This window comes from Pseudarthrobacter enclensis (assembly GCF_030811655.1).
GTDB classification, from domain to species: Bacteria; Actinomycetota; Actinomycetes; order Actinomycetales; family Micrococcaceae; genus Arthrobacter; species Arthrobacter enclensis_A.
This window is the reverse complement of record NZ_JAUSRE010000004.1, coordinates 182,828-197,093: the sequence shown is the minus strand read 5'-3', so window position 1 is coordinate 197,093 and position 14,266 is coordinate 182,828. Positions and strand designations below refer to the sequence as shown.

Genomic DNA, 14,266 nt, shown 5'->3' with positions numbered 1-14,266 from the left:
AATCCCCTGCGTCACCCGGCGGCGGCCCCGGCCAGGGTCGCTTCGATGACGGCTGGCGACAGGATGTACTGGGTGACCAGCTGGCTTGCCCCCAGTACGGCAGCCTGGCTTCCGGCGCGGGAGACGCTGATGCGCAGGTGCGAGGTGGCCAGCGGCGGCGAGCGCCGGTACACCACTTCGCGGATGCCGGCCACGACGTGCTCCCCCGTCTCCCCAAAGCTGCCGCCCACCACAATGACTGACGGATTGAGCAGGTTGACCACGGAAGCCAGCACCTCGCCGATGTCCCGGCCTGCCTGGCGCAGGGCCTGGATGGCCTGCAGGTTGCCGTCTGCGGCGAGCCGGATCACGTCGGCGCCCCTTGCCACGTCCAGTCCGTGCTCCCGCAGGGAACGCGCGACGGCGGGACCTGACGCGAGTGCCTCCAGGCACCCATAGTTTCCACAGGCGCAGAGGATATCCGCGCCCCGGGCCACCTGGACGTGTCCCAGGTCGCCCGCCGTACCGTTGGCACCGCGTTGCAGTTCGCCGTTGCTGATGATGCCGGAGCCGATGCCCGTGGCCACCTTGACGAAGAAAAAGTTGTTGTGCTCCGGCCAGTGGGCGGACTGCTCCCCCAGGGCCATGATGTTCACGTCGTTGTCCACCAGCACGTGGACGGGGAGGGACCGCTGGACGTAGCTGACCACATCGAACCCGTCCCAGCCCGGCATGATGGGTGGTTTTACGGGCTTGCCGGTGTCATGTTCCACGGGTCCGGGGAGTCCGATGCCGATCCCAGCGAGTTCGCCAACCCCCCGTCCCACGGAGCCAAGCAGTTCCTTGCCCTGCGCCACCACCTGGTCCAGCACTGCCTCGGGCCCATCGGCCACCTGCTGTTCAAGCCGGTGCTCTGCGAGGATCTTCCCGCCCAAATCAGTGACCGCCACGATCACGTGGGTGGCGCCCACGTCCACGGCAAGCACCAGCCGGGCGGAGGGGTTGAAGGCAAAGCGCGACGGCGGCCTGCCGCCGCTGGACAGCGCCTCGCCTGCGGGACCCACCAGGCCGGAGAGCATCAGCGCATCAATCCGGGAAGCGACGGTTGAGCGGGCCAGTCCCGTGGTCAACGCGAGTTCGGCCCGGGTGCGCGCCCTGCCGTCGCGCAGCAGTTGGAAAAGATCGCCGGCGCGGGACAGGCTGCCGACGTCGGCGTCTTTTAGGGCCTGTTTCCCCGTGGCTTGAGTCATGTCTAAGTCATAACACTCTTACTTGGTGCTGTCATCACGGCAGAAGAACGATGCGCAACAAACAACTTTTGCTTGACGCGCGTCAAAAGTGCCTCTACGTTGTGATTCACGGCACATTCGTCATTCCGCTAGCAGGCATTCACGGAACTGATCCCGCCACAACAGAGTCCGCTTACAAAGAGGTAATTGAACTTGTCACACCACGCAGCGCCAGCAGACCGGCTCCTCGGCGTCGGCATTCTCGGCGCCGGCCCGGTCACGCAGGCCATCCATCTCCCGGCCCTGGCCCGGCTTCAGGACATCCTCGAGGTGCGGCACATCATGGATGTGGACCCGGCGGTGGCCTCCTCCGTTGCAGCCCGCGTCGGCGCAACATCCAGCACCGGGATGGATACCCTTCTTGGTGACCCGGCTGTGGACATCGTGGCCATCTGCAGCCCCCATCAATTCCATGCAGACCAGGTCATCGCCGCCTGCCGGGCAGGCAAGAAGGCAGTTCTTTGCGAGAAACCCTTCGCCATGAGCGGGGAGGAAGCTGCCCGCATCTCCGCAGTCAGCGCTGAAACCGGCGTACCCATCATCGTCGGGGCCATGCACACTTTCGATCCCGGCTGGCTCGCGGCAGAAGAGAACTGGGGCGACCTTCCGGAGCAGGTGCACACCATCCGGTCCTCCATCGTCCTGCCGCCCAATGCCCGCTTCGAAGACTTCGCAACTGAAATCATCACCCGCCCCACCGCCGCCCAGCCCGACTACTCGGACATCGAGGTCATCAAAACCGCGCTGCAGGGCGGCGTCATGGGCCTGGCAATCCACGACCTGCCCCTGGTGCGCCGATTCACGCCGGACTTCGAGCAGGTCGAGCTCCTCCACGTATTTCACGTCCGCCCGTTCGGCTACACCATTTCGCTCCGCACGCCAAGCCGCACGATTGAACTGCGGGCCGTCATGAACAGCACCTGGAAGCCGGAATGGTCGTTCGAAGCAATCGCGGACGACACGGCACTGCATATCGACTTCACGCCGTCCTACGTCCAGGCGGGCTCCGCCGTCGCTGCCTTCTCGCGTGGCAGCGGCACCGAAAGAAGGTCTTCGGTCCCTACGGCCACAACGGCTACGAGGGCGAGTGGCGCGAATTGGCTGAACTGGCCAGGGGAACCCGGCCAGTTCCCTCCGCGCAGGCGCTGATTGACGACCTTACATTCGCCCTCGCCATCGCGGATGCCACGGTGGCAGGTGCGGCGGCACTGCACGCAGATGCCGCAAACAAAGCAGGAGCTTCGGCATGAACGGCCACTACACCGTCTGGGCAAACCCCGGGGCCGTGGCAGGCGGAGCCGTCACCCAGACCATGGCATCCCTGCCCGCAACGTTCGGACCAGCCCCGGAGGAGCGGGCAGGCAGTGCCGACGTCGTGGTCATCGCCGGCGGATTCGGCTGGACCGCCGAAGCCACTGCCGCGACCGGCTCCGGCGCCCGGGGCATTGTGGTGGCCAACCCGGTTCCCGAGGACACCTCGGAACTGGCAGCCGCGGCAGGTGCCGCAGGTACCGCCGTCGTCCTTGACCTTCGCTGGGCTTCCAATCCCGCACTGGTGGGCGAAGCCGCGGACCCGGACGCCCGGGACGCGGTGCGCAGCGCACTTGGCACTGCGTCCCTGCTGGACAGCGTTGCGACGGCGGCTCCAGGCAGCGACCCCCAGCGGATCCTGGGCGAGCACCTGGCCGCGCTGCTGGCCGTGTGCGGCCCCTTCGACGGCGTGGCACGGCTCAACGGCAATGCCGCCGGATACACCGTGGGCGGCCGACTTGGCAACGGCGCCCCCTTCACCGCCCAGGGCGTGCTCACCGCTGCCCGCCCGGCCGGCGTCGATATCCGCCTCTACACTGCCGACGGCGGGGTAGCTGTCCAGGTTCCCGACCCGGACGCAGCGTGGCCCGCCGAAGTCCGGGTTACGGGGGCGCACGGCGAACTCCTGCTCCCCACCCTCTACGAATCCGCCCACCGGTATGCGTGGCGGCGCCTGAAGGAACATCTTCACGCCGGCACCCGTCCAGACGATCTGGCCGGGTTCGCCCGGCTGACCGACCTCTACGCAACCCTCGCCGCCCCGTAACCAGCCCCTCCGATACGCAACCGAACAAGCACCCCCGCAGCACAGTCCAGTCCCACCTCCACTCTCGACGATGAGCAGGACCGCACCACCGGCGCAGGCCAGGACGGTCCCGAAAGGACACATCATGAACGCAACTTCCGAACAGCGCCGTTCCTTCTCCCGGCGCGGCTTCCTGGGCCTGACGGCTGCCGCTGCCGCAGCACCCCTCCTCGCTGCATGCGGGGGCGGCTCGGCATCGCAGGGCGGCGGAGGCGGAGCGGGCGGCACCATCAAGTTCTGGGACATGCCCTGGGCAACGCCGGCCTACAATGACGCCGCCAAGGGCATCGCGGAAGGTTTCTCCGGCGCCAACGGGGCCAAGGCGAGCTACCAGATCATCCAGTGGAACAACTTCTACCAGACCTTCTCCTCAGCGATCGCCTCGAAGACAGGCCCGGCCGTCTCCACCGGCGGCGGCTTCCAGGCCTTCCAGTTCGAACAGCAGGGCCAGATCGCCTACGCGGACAAGGTCATCGACAAGCTGAAGGCCAACGGCCAGTTCGACGACTTCCTGCCCGGCGTGCTGGACCCCTTCAAGTCGGCCAAGGGCTACGTGGCCGTCCCGTGGCAGCTGGACATGCGCGTCTTCTGGTACCGCAAGTCCCTGTTCGACAAGGCAAACGTTGCACTCCCCACTGACTGGCCGTCCCTGCTGGAGGCGGGCAAGGCACTGAAGAAGGTCGGCGCGTTTGGCTTCACCACCGGCGCAGGAGCAGGCAACAACTACGCCAACCACTCCATGATCATGATGATGGTCAACAACGGCGGCGGTGTCTGGAACAAGGACGGCGAGCTGGACCTGATGAATGACCGGAACGTCGAGGCCATGGAGTTCGTCCTGGAACTCGTGTCCAACGGCATCATCGACCCCGCTGCCGTCAGCTACACCACGGACAACATGTCAGCGCAGTGGAAGGACGGAAAGGCAGGCTACGGCCTGTTCCAGGTCAACGTGCCGCAGCGCGTCGGCGACACGTCGGGAGACCTCATGGTGGCCGATCCCATCACCGGGCCGCACGGCGACAAAGCCACCATCGTGTTCCCGAACAACATCATGATGTACACCAACACCCCGTCGCAGGACGCCTCAGAGGAATTCCTGGTGTACTACCTGGGCCAGCTGAAGCAGCTGTGGCAGAAGAAGCTGATGTCCGCCCTGCCGGTCTTCAAGTCCATCACCGAGATGCCCGAGTTCGCAAACGACCCCAACAACGTGAAGATCGTCAAGGAATGGCAGCCCATCGCCAAGACTTTTGCTGCCCAGGGCAGCACACTCAACGCCAACCTGGCTGCGCTCGACGGCGGCCAGGCACTCAACCAGTTCAGCCAGACCATCATCACCGGCAAGGCAGATGCCAAGACTGCCCTGCAAACCTTCCAGTCGGGCCTAGAATCCGTCTTGAAGAAGTAGGACGGACCGCCCATGTCCAGCACCACCACCCAGTCCGGCCTGGCCCGGGCCCGCCGCGGGGTTGCACCTGGCGGGACCGGGACGGTCCCCGGGAAACGCAAGAGCAAGCTGTCCGCGCAGGCCACCAGGACGTTCTTCTGGCTCCTGCTCCCCTCCGTGGTCCTCCTTGTCCTGATCCACGGCTACCCTCTGGTCTATGCCGCCGTGCAGGCGACGCACGACGGGGACCTGCTGCAGACCGGCAACTTCGTGGGCGGCCAGAATTTCGCCACCGTCCTGACCTCGCCGGCGTTCTGGAAGGCAGCGCAGTTCACGCTGTGGTTCACCATCGTGGGGGTCTTCGGATCCTGGCTGGTGGGCCTGGGCCTGGCCCTGCTCCTGCGCACCAAGATCCCGGGCGGCGGCACCTTCAAGGTCCTGCTGCTCCTGCCCTGGGTGGTGCCCATCGTGGTGTCTTCCACCGCCTGGAACTGGCTGGTGGCCACCCCGGACAGCCTGATTCCTTCGCTGTTCCGGAACCTGGGCATGGGCACCCCGCTCTTCCTGGCCGATCCCACCCTGGCCGCCGTCACCGTGATGGTGTTCAAGGTGTGGGTCAGCTTCCCCTTCATGATGATGATGATCTCGGCCGCCCTGGCCTCCGTGGACACCACCGTGTACGAGGCAGCCAGCATGGACGGCGCCAGCCGCTGGCAGCAGTTCACCCAGATCACCCTGCCGTTGATCGCACGCTCCACCTACATCAGCTGGATCCTGATGACCATCTTCTGTGTCAACGACTTTCCCACGATCTATCTGCTCACCGGCGGCGGCCCCGTCAATGCCACCACGTCCCTGGTGGTCCTTGCCTACCGGACCGTGTTCCAGGACTTCGCCACCGGGCCCGGCGTGGCCATCGCCTTCCTCATGACCATGACCCTGGTGGTCATCTCGGTCATCCTGTACCGCCAGATCCGAAAGTCGAGCGTCGAATAATGAGCGCAGTCCTTCACGCCCATCCCGAGTCCGGCCCGAGCCTGGGCGTTGACGTCGGCAAGCGCCGCAAAGTCCTCTCCGAAGCCGGCCAGCGGGGCCGCTGGTGGCGCTTCGCCGCGATCCTCATCATCACTGGAATCGTGCTGGTGCCCATCATGGTCACCGTGCTGCTGGCCTTCACGCCCGGACCCAACAGCACCGCGACCGGGCTCACGTTCGAAAACCTCGCCAACGTCTTCTCCAAGACCCTGGCCGCGACATGGCTCAAGAACAGCCTGGTCACCACCCTCTCCACCGTAGTAGTGTCCGTGGCCGTTGCAGCACCCGCCGGATACGTCCTCTCCCGAGGCCGCAGCAAGGCGGTGTCCGGCTACTCGCTGCTGCTGTTCGTGATGCAGTCGCTGCCGATCATCACCTCCGTGGTGCCGCTTTTCATCCTGTTCGCCGGCATGGGCCTGGTGGACAACCTCCTGGGCCTGACCATCATCTACGTGGGCTCCACCATGACAGTGGCCACCTGGATGATGGCGGCCTACTTCGACTCCATCCCGGCCAGCCTCGAGGAGGCATCCTGGATCGACGGATGCTCGGTCTTCGGATCGTTTACCAAAGTGGTGCTCCGGAATTCACTCCCGGGCGTCCTCTCCACAGCGATCTTCGCCTTCCTGCTGGCGTGGAACGACTACTTGGTGGCCATCGTTTTCCTGCGCTCGAACGAAATCTTCACCCTCCCCATGGGCGTGCAGTCCTTCTTCCAGCAGAATGCAACTGACTGGACATCCGTCATGGCCCTGGCCGTGGTGATGATGCTCCCGCCCGTCATTGTCTTCGCCACCTTGAACAAGTACTTCAGCGTCGGCGGCATCGGCGGATCGCTGGCAGGACGCTGACCACGGTCCGCTGAAGACCGCCCGCCCACCCCAACGACCAACCACAAACCGCAAAAGGAAATACATGTCCTACTCACTGCAGCTCTACACCCTCCGCAATGCCCTCTCCGAGGACCTTCCCGGCACCATCAGGAAGGTGGCGGAGATCGGCTATACCCAGGTTGAGCCGTACAACTTCGTGGCCACTGCCAAGGAACTGGGTGCGGCCCTGAAAGAGAACGGCCTGACCGCGCCCTCGGGCCATGCGCCCCTGATGAGCCAGGACCAGGACGGGATTTTCGCCGCTGCGAAGGAACTGGGAATCACCACGGTCATCGACCCGTTCCTTCCCGCGGAGCACTGGCAGAAAGCCGAAGACATCCAGGCCACCGCAGCCAAGCTGAACGCAGCCGCGAAGAAGGGCGCGGAATACGGCATCCGGGTGGGATACCACAACCACGCGTGGGAGCTGGAGTCCACTATCGAGGGCCGGACCGCCCTGGAATACTTTGAAAGCCTGCTGGACCCGGAGCTGGTCCTGGAAGTGGACACCTACTGGGCGGCCGTGGGTGGCCAGGACCCCGTGGAGCTCCTGGGCAGGCTGGGGGACCGGGTGAAGTTCATCCACATCAAGGACGGCCCCCTGAACAAGGACAACAAGGCCCAGCAGCCCGCCGGCCAGGGCAAGGTTCCCGTCCTGGACGTCATCGCCGCCGCCAAATCCCTGGAAGTGGGCGTGGTGGAGTTCGATGACTACAGCGGCGACATCTTCGAGGGCATCGCCCAGAGCCTCGCCTTCCTGACCAGCAACACTGCAACTGAAGGAGCCAACGCGTGAGCACCCCCGCAGCCAACCCGGCCCGCAGCGGCCCGGTAGGCGTCGGTGTCATCGGCGCCGGCGTGATCAGCAAGCAGTACCTCGACAACCTCACGGCGTTCCCGGACCTCAAAGTCCACGTCATCGCCGATCTCTTCGAGGACGCCGCCGAGGCACGGGCCAAAGAGTACGGCATCCCGGAATGGGGCGGCGTTGACAAGGCCCTGAACCACCCCGACGTCGAAATCATCGTCAACCTCACCATCCCCGCCGCGCACGTGGAAGTGGCCACCGCAGCAGTCCACGCCGGCAAGCACGTCTGGACCGAGAAGCCGTTCTCCCTGGACCGCGAGTCCGGGCTTGGCCTGCTCAAGACCGCGGACGCTGCAGGAATCCGCCTGGGCTGCGCCCCGGACACGTTCCTGGGCGCGGGCATCCAAACCGCGCTCCGGCTGATCCGCCGGGGCGACATCGGCACTCCCCTGACCGCCATGACCACGTTCCAGACCCCCGGCCCGGAGTCCTGGCACCCCAACCCGGCGTTCCTCTTCCAGCACGGCGCGGGCCCGCTGTTCGACATGGGCCCGTACTACCTCACCACCCTGGTCCAGGCCTTCGGCTCCATCCGCAAGGTGGCCGCCGTCGGGTCCAAGGCCAAGGACGTGCGCGTCATCGGCTCCGGCCCCAAGGCCGGCGAGGTGTTCACGGTTGAGGTGCCCACGCACGTTTCCGCCATGGCCCAGTTCGAGTCGGGCGCGTCCTCGCACAGCGTCTTCTCCTTCGAGTCCCCCCGGACGCGGATGGGATTCGTGGAGATCACCGGCACCGAGGCCACCATCTCGCTGCCGGACCCCAACTACTTCACGGGCGACATCAAGCTCTGGCGCGCCGGCGACGAGGACTGGACCACCGTTCCCGCCACCGGGCCCGCCAACGGCCGCGGCATGGGCGTCCTGGACATGGCACGCTCCCTCCGGGCCGGCGTTCCGCACCGCGCACCGGGCGAGCTGGCGTACCACGTGTTGGACACGATGGTCTCCATCAGCGAATCAATCGACGCCGGCACGTTCGTGAACGTCGAAAGCAGCGCCCCGGCATCCCCCGCCCTCCCCGAGGACTGGGCACCGGAAACGGCCACCCTCTAACCCGGCACACCCAGCCCAGCCAGCAGGAAGCACGCAGGAACGCATCATGACCACCCCCGCACACCAGTCCGAGCCCCGGGCCTCCCGACCGGCTACACGCCCGTTGGGCGTGGCCGCCATTGGTTACGCCTTCATGGGCAAGGCCCATTCCAACGCGTGGCGGAACGTGGCCAGCTTCTTCGACGTCCCGGCCTTCGAACAAAAAGTCCTCGTGGGCCGGGACGCCACCGCTGTGGCAGAGGCCGCGGCCAAGTACGGCTGGGCCGAATCGGCCACGGACTGGCGCACCGTAATCACCCGGGACGACATCGACATCGTGGACATCTGCGCCCCGGGCTGGATGCACGCCGAGATCGCCATCGCGGCGCTCGAGGCGGGCAAGCACGTGCTGGTGGAAAAGCCGCTGGCCAACACCCTGGCCGAGGCAGAACTCATGACCGCCGCGGCCGCCAAAGCCAGGGCCCGGGGCGTGCAGTCGATGATCGGTTTCAACTACCGCCGCGTCCCCGCCCTGGCCCTCGCCCGGGAACTCATCGCCGAAGGACGGCTGGGCACCGTGCGGCATGTGCGCGCGGCGTACCTGCAGGACTGGCTCGCCGACGCCCAGGCCCCCATGACCTGGCGGCTGCGGAAAGAAACCGCCGGGTCCGGCGCCCTGGGGGACATCGCCTCGCACGCCATCGACCAGGTCCTGTTCCTGCTGGGCGACCAGGTCACCGAAGTCTCCGGCCGGCTCAACACGTTCGTCACCCAGCGCCCCGGCTCTGAGGGAACCGAGGACGTCACGGTCGACGACGCCGCCTGGGCCACCCTGTCCCTCACCTCCGGGGCCATCGCCTCCGTCGAGGTCTCCCGCGTGGCCACGGGCCGGAAGAACAGCCTCCAGATCGAGGTCTACGGCGAGAAGGGCAGCCTGCTGTTCGACCTGGAAAACCTCAACGAACTCGGCTTCCTCGACGCCACCCTTCCCGTCCGCGAGCAGGGCTTCCGCCGTATCCTGGTCAACGAACCCGAGCACCCCTACCTCGCAGCCTGGTGGCCGCAGGGCCACATCATCGGCTGGGAACACACCTTCACCCACCAAATCCGCGACTTCCTCACCGCCATCAACGATGGAACCCAACCCACACCGTCGTTCGAAGAGGGACTGAACGTCCAATACGTCCTGAACGCCGTCGAGGAATCCGCAGCCAACAAAAGCACCCTCACCATCGTCCGCCACTAAACGCCAGCCAGTACCAGCCGCCGCCAGCACCAATCCAAGGAGCCCCCGCATGCCCCGCCCGTTCACCCTGTTCACCGGCCAGTGGGCCGACCTGCCCTTCGAAGAAGTCGCACGCCTGGCCTCCGGCTGGGGCTACGACGGCCTGGAAATCGCCGTCTCCGGCGACCACCTGGACGCCTGGCGCTGGGACGAACCCGGCTACGTCGACTCCAAACTGGAGATCCTGGACAAATACAACCTCAAGGTCTGGGCCATCTCCAACCACCTCAAAGGCCAGGCCGTCTGCGATGACCCCATCGACTTCCGGCACCAGGCCATCGTCGGATCCAAAGTCTGGGGCGACGGCGACCCCGAAGGCGTCCGCCAACGCGCCGCCGAGGAAATGAAACACACCGCCCGGCTCGCCAAAGCACTCGGCGTCGACACCGTCGTCGGGTTCACCGGATCCTCCATCTGGCAATACGTCGCCATGTTCCCGCCCGTCCCGGACAAAGTCATCGACGCCGGCTACCAGGACTTCGCCGACCGCTGGAACCCCATCCTGGACGTCTTCGACGAACAAGGCGTCCGCTTCGCCCACGAAGTCCACCCCTCCGAAATCGCCTACGACTACTGGACCACGGTCCGCACCCTCGAAGCCATCGGGCACCGCGAAGCATTCGGGCTGAACTGGGACCCCTCCCACATGATGTGGCAGGGCATCGACCCAGTGTCCTTCATCTGGGACTTCAAGGACCGGATCTATCACGTGGACTGCAAGGACACCAAGATCCGCCAGACCGGACGCAACACCGTCCTGGGCTCGCACCTGGCCTGGGGTGACCCCCGCCGCGGCTGGGACTTCGTCTCCGCAGGGCGCGGCGACGTCCCTTGGGAAGCTTCCTTCCGCGCCCTCACCGCGATCGGCTACAACGGCCCCATCAGCATCGAATGGGAAGACGCCGGCATGGACCGCCTCCACGGCGCCCCCGAAGCCCTCGCAGCCCTGAAGAAGTACGACTTCCCCGCCTCCCAAACCAGCTTCGACGCCGCCTTCAGCAGCAACGACTGAGCTCCCCGCCATGCGCAGCCTCCGCCCGGGCCAGCAATGCGAGGTGTGGATCGCTTCGACCAACGGCCAGCGGAATCTTGTATACGCTTCAAGGAATATGCTCTTTGAAGCGCCCAACTGGACCCTTGACGGGCACGCACTGATTCTGAACGGCGGCGGCAAGCTGTGGCGGCTCAGCCTGGCGGATGGCGGCCTCGCGGAGGTTCCGCTGACCGGCGTCCCCCACCTCAACAACGACCACGTCCTCGCCCCGGACCGGAGCACCATCTTCCTATCCGGGGAGGACGGCCACATCTACCGGGCGCCCCTTACGGGCGGTGCAGCCACGCGGATCACGGACGACGACGGGTCCTTCCACTTCCTGCATGGCATCAGTCCCGATGGTGGGCGCCTGGCGTACGTGGACATCGAGGGTGGGGACTTCACGCGGCCGGGGCGTCTGCGGACCATCCCCGCGGCCGGCGGTCCGGCCCGCAGCGTGGATGTGGGGGCCGGGCACTGCGACGGCCCCGAGTACTCGCCGGATGGAGACTGGCTGTACCTCAACACCGAATCCTTCAGCACGGCGCCCGGCCACGCGCAGCTGGCGCGCGTCCGCACGGACGGCAGCGGATTCGAGCGGCTCGCAGAGACTGCCAGTGTGGACTGGTTCCCGCACCTCTCCCCCGACGGCCGCCTGGCCAGCTACCTTCGCTTCACGGCTGGAACGCAGGGCCACCCCGCGGACCTGCCGGTTGAGGTCGTCCTCGTTTCCACCAATGACTGGACCACTCCGCTGCACACCTGGCCGGTCTTCGGCGGCCAAGGCACCCTCAACGTCAACAGCTGGTCGCCGGATTCCCAACGCTTTGCCTTCGTTGCGTACCCGCTGCGCTAGGGTGTACGGGCCGACTCCTGGCCGAGGACGACGTGGTGCGCCTCCACGCGCCGTTCTATCACCGTCGTGGGCGATTCCAGGTGGACCGCACCGGACGGCAGGATGCCCGCACCGCCGTACCGTTCCATGACCTGCCATTGGGCCACCACGTCCTCGCCGGCATGGTCGGCCGGGAGGCTGGCCCAGAAACGGAACCCCCCGGCGTCGTTCAACGCCTCTCTCCGGTACAGCACGCAGCCGCCCAGCCATGCCACATGGTAGGGGACCCATTCGCCGGGCCGCAGCGACAGTTCGGCGCTCAGGTGGCTGAGGTTGGCGGCGCTGTGCAAAGGCCACTGTTCGAATTCCCGGGTGCCCGGGCGGACGCGCTCGGGGGTCACCGGGCCGTCCCATGGCCGGAACGGTGCCGTCTGTTCCGGCCTGGGGTCACCCAGGAAGGACAGGCCCTGCGGCGCCATTCCCACAAAGCCGCACTGGAGCCGGTCGAGCGCCTGGCTCAGCCGGGCCAGGGCACCGGGCTCCAGCCAGACGTCGTCATCCAGGAAGAGGCACTGGTCCGCGGTGGACTGCTCCAGCAGGAACTGCCGGTGTTCGGCCAGGCCGCGGCGCGGGAGGTGGCGCAGCAGCGTGACGGGCCGTCCCTGCGCCTCAAGCACCCGCACCATGGCGGCGGCTGCGGGATGTTCCCAGGCGGGCTGGCCTGCCGACTGGTCGCTGATGACGACGGCGAACGTGGGCCCGGACTGCGCGGCCAGTCCCGCGAGGGTCACGGCGAGTTCGGCCGGCCGGTTGCATGTGGGAACCAGGACGTCCACGTCCACGCTGTCCGGCCGGTCCAACCGGCGCGCCCACTGCTCCGAAGATCTCATGCCACAGGCCACCTTCCCGGGGTTCGACGCCGGCGCCGACAGGCAGCATGGGGTGGCAGCTGCTGCCGGTTGCCGGCGAATTGGTTTCGCCTCTTCCGTACCCAGCCGGGCGGGATGTATGCCCTCCCCCCGGCGCAGGCAGCCGGCTGAAGCCCCGTTACAGCAGAGGCCCCCCGCGTCCGCTGCCCGGGGGCAGCAGAGCGGGGGCCCGTGGGCCAGGGCGCCTTATCCGGCGTCGAAGCTTTCGTCGTCGTCGTTGGGTGACTTCTCCTGGGGAAGATCGTTGCCGCTGCCGTCCGGAATGCCGGTGGCTTCCTGCCCGGACTCGGACGACACGGGAGCCGAACCCTGGGAATCGTCGTTGGACTCATCGATTTCCGCTGCGCTGGAGGGAAGGTCCATATCGTGCGGTACGGGCTGCTGACCCGCTCCGGCCTGCGGCTCGTTGGTGTCCGCGCCGGGCGACGAAGTGCCGCCGCTGGACTGCTTGCCCTGCCCGCCATGGGTCCCCGCCGCCTCCTGCTCCGCGGTGGGGGTCCCGTAGCCGCCGGGGGCCGTCTCGGGTTCAGCCTGCTGGTTTTCCTGCGTCATGCTTCCTCCTGTTGTGCGTTGCCGATATTGCTGGTCTGGTGATGGTGCCGGATAGTCGTTCCGTCCTGCCTACAGTCCCTTGCCGCCGGTGACCGGCAGGACGGCGCCGGAGATGTAGGAGCCGTCCTCGGATGCCAGCAGTACATACGCTGCGGCGAGTTCCGCGGGCTGTCCGGCCCGCTCCAGGGGCGTGTCCTGCCCGAAGGACGGTAGCTTGTCCGGCCACTCTGTGGCGGGAATCAGGGGTGTCCAAATGGGGCCGGGCGCCACTGCGTTGACGCGGATCCCCTTGGGTCCGAGTTCCTGGGCCAGGACTTTGGTGAACGCCACCTGGGCCGCTTTGGTCATGGCGTAGTCGATAAGCCCCGGTGAGGGGTTGAAAGCCTGGATGGAGGCGGTGGTGATGATGGAGGCCCCCGCCTTGAGGTGGGGTACGGCCGCCCTGGCCGACCATAGCAGCGAGTACAGGTTGGTGCGGAAGACCCGGTCAAATTCCTCGGTGGGAAGCGTCTCCAGGCTCTCACGGTTCTTCTGGTACGCGGCGTTCAGCACCAGGACATCGAGGCGCCCGAATTCGGAGACGGTCTCGTCCACAATGCGGGTGCTGAATTCCTCCTCGCGTCCGTCGCCGGGAAGCAGGAGCACCCTGCGTCCGGCTTTCCGGATCCATTCCGCCGTGTCCTGCGCGTCGTCTTCCTCCTCCGGCAGGTAGGAGATGGCGACGTCGGCCCCTTCCCTGGCGAAGGCGATCGCCGCGGCTTTGCCGATGCCCGAGTCGCCGCCCGTGATCAGCGCGGCCTTGCCCTCGAGCTTGCCGTGCCCCTCGTAGCTCAGCTCCCCGTGGTCCGGCTTGGGGTCCATCGGTGCCGTCAGCCCGGGCTGTTTTTGTTCCTGTTCCGGAAACGGCCCCGAGTGGTAGCCGCCGCGCGGATCTCCCGGCTGGTCTTTCTGCTTTTCCGTGTCGCTCATGGTCCGCCCTGCCTGTGTCGGTTGGAAAAAGCCCGTCGGTTGGGAAGAGCACCACCGTGCTCCGGCCCTTTGAAGCTATCCCG

Annotated in this window: 14 protein-coding genes; 10 read left to right on the top strand and 4 right to left on the bottom strand. The window is 66.7% G+C overall.

Features of this window, described 5'->3' with window-relative positions:
• Positions 1–11: 11 nt before the first annotated feature.
• Positions 12–1,229, bottom strand: a complete 1,218-nt coding sequence (locus tag J2X98_RS05735; RefSeq protein WP_141944541.1) for an ROK family transcriptional regulator — start codon at positions 1,227–1,229, stop codon at positions 12–14.
• A 186-nt stretch (positions 1,230–1,415) separates the two neighbouring features.
• On the opposite strand from J2X98_RS05735, the gene J2X98_RS05730 reads away from it, so the two are divergent.
• From J2X98_RS05730 to J2X98_RS05685, 10 genes are all read left to right on the top strand, one after another.
• Positions 1,416–2,417: a Gfo/Idh/MocA family protein gene (locus J2X98_RS05730; RefSeq protein WP_307305331.1), complete on the top strand. Its 1,002-nt coding sequence runs from the start codon at positions 1,416–1,418 to the stop codon at positions 2,415–2,417.
• A 97-nt stretch (positions 2,418–2,514) separates the two neighbouring features.
• Entirely contained in the window at positions 2,515–3,345 is an 831-nt protein-coding gene (locus tag J2X98_RS05725; protein ID WP_307305328.1) for a hypothetical protein, read from the top strand.
• A gap of 124 nt (positions 3,346–3,469) precedes the next feature.
• Positions 3,470–4,795: an ABC transporter substrate-binding protein gene (locus tag J2X98_RS05720; RefSeq protein ID WP_141944545.1), complete on the top strand. Its 1,326-nt coding sequence runs from the start codon at positions 3,470–3,472 to the stop codon at positions 4,793–4,795.
• 12 nt (positions 4,796–4,807) lie between these two features.
• Positions 4,808–5,770 (top strand): carbohydrate ABC transporter permease, encoded by a 963-nt coding sequence (locus J2X98_RS05715; RefSeq protein ID WP_141944547.1) that lies wholly within the window; start codon positions 4,808–4,810, stop codon positions 5,768–5,770.
• A complete protein-coding gene (locus J2X98_RS05710; protein WP_141944549.1) occupies positions 5,770–6,660 on the top strand; it encodes a carbohydrate ABC transporter permease in 891 nt (296 codons plus the stop codon). Before J2X98_RS05715 ends, J2X98_RS05710 begins: the two co-directional genes overlap by 1 nt.
• A 64-nt stretch (positions 6,661–6,724) precedes the next feature.
• Complete coding sequence (locus J2X98_RS05705; protein ID WP_141944551.1) at positions 6,725–7,477, top strand: sugar phosphate isomerase/epimerase family protein; 753 nt, start codon at positions 6,725–6,727, stop codon at positions 7,475–7,477.
• The gene (locus tag J2X98_RS05700) at positions 7,474–8,601 is read left to right on the top strand and encodes a Gfo/Idh/MocA family protein (protein ID WP_307305319.1); all 1,128 of its coding nucleotides are present in this window, start codon (positions 7,474–7,476) and stop codon (positions 8,599–8,601) included. The genes J2X98_RS05705 and J2X98_RS05700 overlap by 4 nt, the downstream gene beginning before the upstream one ends.
• Positions 8,602–8,647: 46 nt before the next feature.
• Complete coding sequence (locus J2X98_RS05695) at positions 8,648–9,826, top strand: Gfo/Idh/MocA family protein (RefSeq protein ID WP_307305316.1); 1,179 nt, start codon at positions 8,648–8,650, stop codon at positions 9,824–9,826.
• Positions 9,827–9,875: 49 nt separating this feature from the next.
• Positions 9,876–10,877, top strand: a complete 1,002-nt coding sequence (locus tag J2X98_RS05690; RefSeq protein ID WP_307305315.1) for a sugar phosphate isomerase/epimerase family protein — start codon at positions 9,876–9,878, stop codon at positions 10,875–10,877.
• A 10-nt stretch (positions 10,878–10,887) separates the two neighbouring features.
• The gene (locus J2X98_RS05685; protein ID WP_307305312.1) at positions 10,888–11,754 is read left to right on the top strand and encodes a TolB family protein; all 867 of its coding nucleotides are present in this window, start codon (positions 10,888–10,890) and stop codon (positions 11,752–11,754) included.
• On the opposite strand, the gene J2X98_RS05680 is transcribed toward J2X98_RS05685, so the two are convergent.
• The 3 genes from J2X98_RS05680 to J2X98_RS05670 form a co-directional block, all read right to left on the bottom strand.
• The gene (locus tag J2X98_RS05680) at positions 11,751–12,623 is read right to left on the bottom strand and encodes a glycosyltransferase (RefSeq protein WP_307305309.1); all 873 of its coding nucleotides are present in this window, start codon (positions 12,621–12,623) and stop codon (positions 11,751–11,753) included. The genes J2X98_RS05685 and J2X98_RS05680 overlap by 4 nt on opposite strands.
• Before the next feature lie 225 nt (positions 12,624–12,848).
• Entirely contained in the window at positions 12,849–13,214 is a 366-nt protein-coding gene (locus J2X98_RS05675; protein WP_307305306.1) for a hypothetical protein, read from the bottom strand.
• Between the two features lie 69 nt (positions 13,215–13,283).
• Positions 13,284–14,183, bottom strand: coding sequence for an SDR family oxidoreductase (locus J2X98_RS05670; RefSeq protein WP_307305303.1), 900 nt, complete (start codon positions 14,181–14,183; stop codon positions 13,284–13,286).
• Positions 14,184–14,266 lie beyond the last annotated feature (83 nt).

Bases quoted from the DNA above. Each gene is read 5' to 3' on its own strand.
- J2X98_RS05735 (WP_141944541.1), bottom strand. From the start codon at position 1,229: ATGACTCAAGCCACGGGGAAACAGGCCCTAAAAGACGCCGACGTCGGC.
- J2X98_RS05725 (WP_307305328.1), top strand. From the start codon at position 2,515: ATGAACGGCCACTACACCGTCTGGGCAAACCCCGGGGCCGTGGCAGGC.
- J2X98_RS05720 (WP_141944545.1), top strand. From the start codon at position 3,470: ATGAACGCAACTTCCGAACAGCGCCGTTCCTTCTCCCGGCGCGGCTTC.
- J2X98_RS05715 (WP_141944547.1), top strand. From the start codon at position 4,808: ATGTCCAGCACCACCACCCAGTCCGGCCTGGCCCGGGCCCGCCGCGGG.
- J2X98_RS05710 (WP_141944549.1), top strand. From the start codon at position 5,770: ATGAGCGCAGTCCTTCACGCCCATCCCGAGTCCGGCCCGAGCCTGGGC.
- J2X98_RS05705 (WP_141944551.1), top strand. From the start codon at position 6,725: ATGTCCTACTCACTGCAGCTCTACACCCTCCGCAATGCCCTCTCCGAG.
- J2X98_RS05695 (WP_307305316.1), top strand. From the start codon at position 8,648: ATGACCACCCCCGCACACCAGTCCGAGCCCCGGGCCTCCCGACCGGCT.
- J2X98_RS05690 (WP_307305315.1), top strand. From the start codon at position 9,876: ATGCCCCGCCCGTTCACCCTGTTCACCGGCCAGTGGGCCGACCTGCCC.
- J2X98_RS05685 (WP_307305312.1), top strand. From the start codon at position 10,888: ATGCGCAGCCTCCGCCCGGGCCAGCAATGCGAGGTGTGGATCGCTTCG.
- J2X98_RS05680 (WP_307305309.1), bottom strand. From the start codon at position 12,623: ATGAGATCTTCGGAGCAGTGGGCGCGCCGGTTGGACCGGCCGGACAGC.
- J2X98_RS05675 (WP_307305306.1), bottom strand. From the start codon at position 13,214: ATGACGCAGGAAAACCAGCAGGCTGAACCCGAGACGGCCCCCGGCGGC.
- J2X98_RS05670 (WP_307305303.1), bottom strand. From the start codon at position 14,183: ATGAGCGACACGGAAAAGCAGAAAGACCAGCCGGGAGATCCGCGCGGC.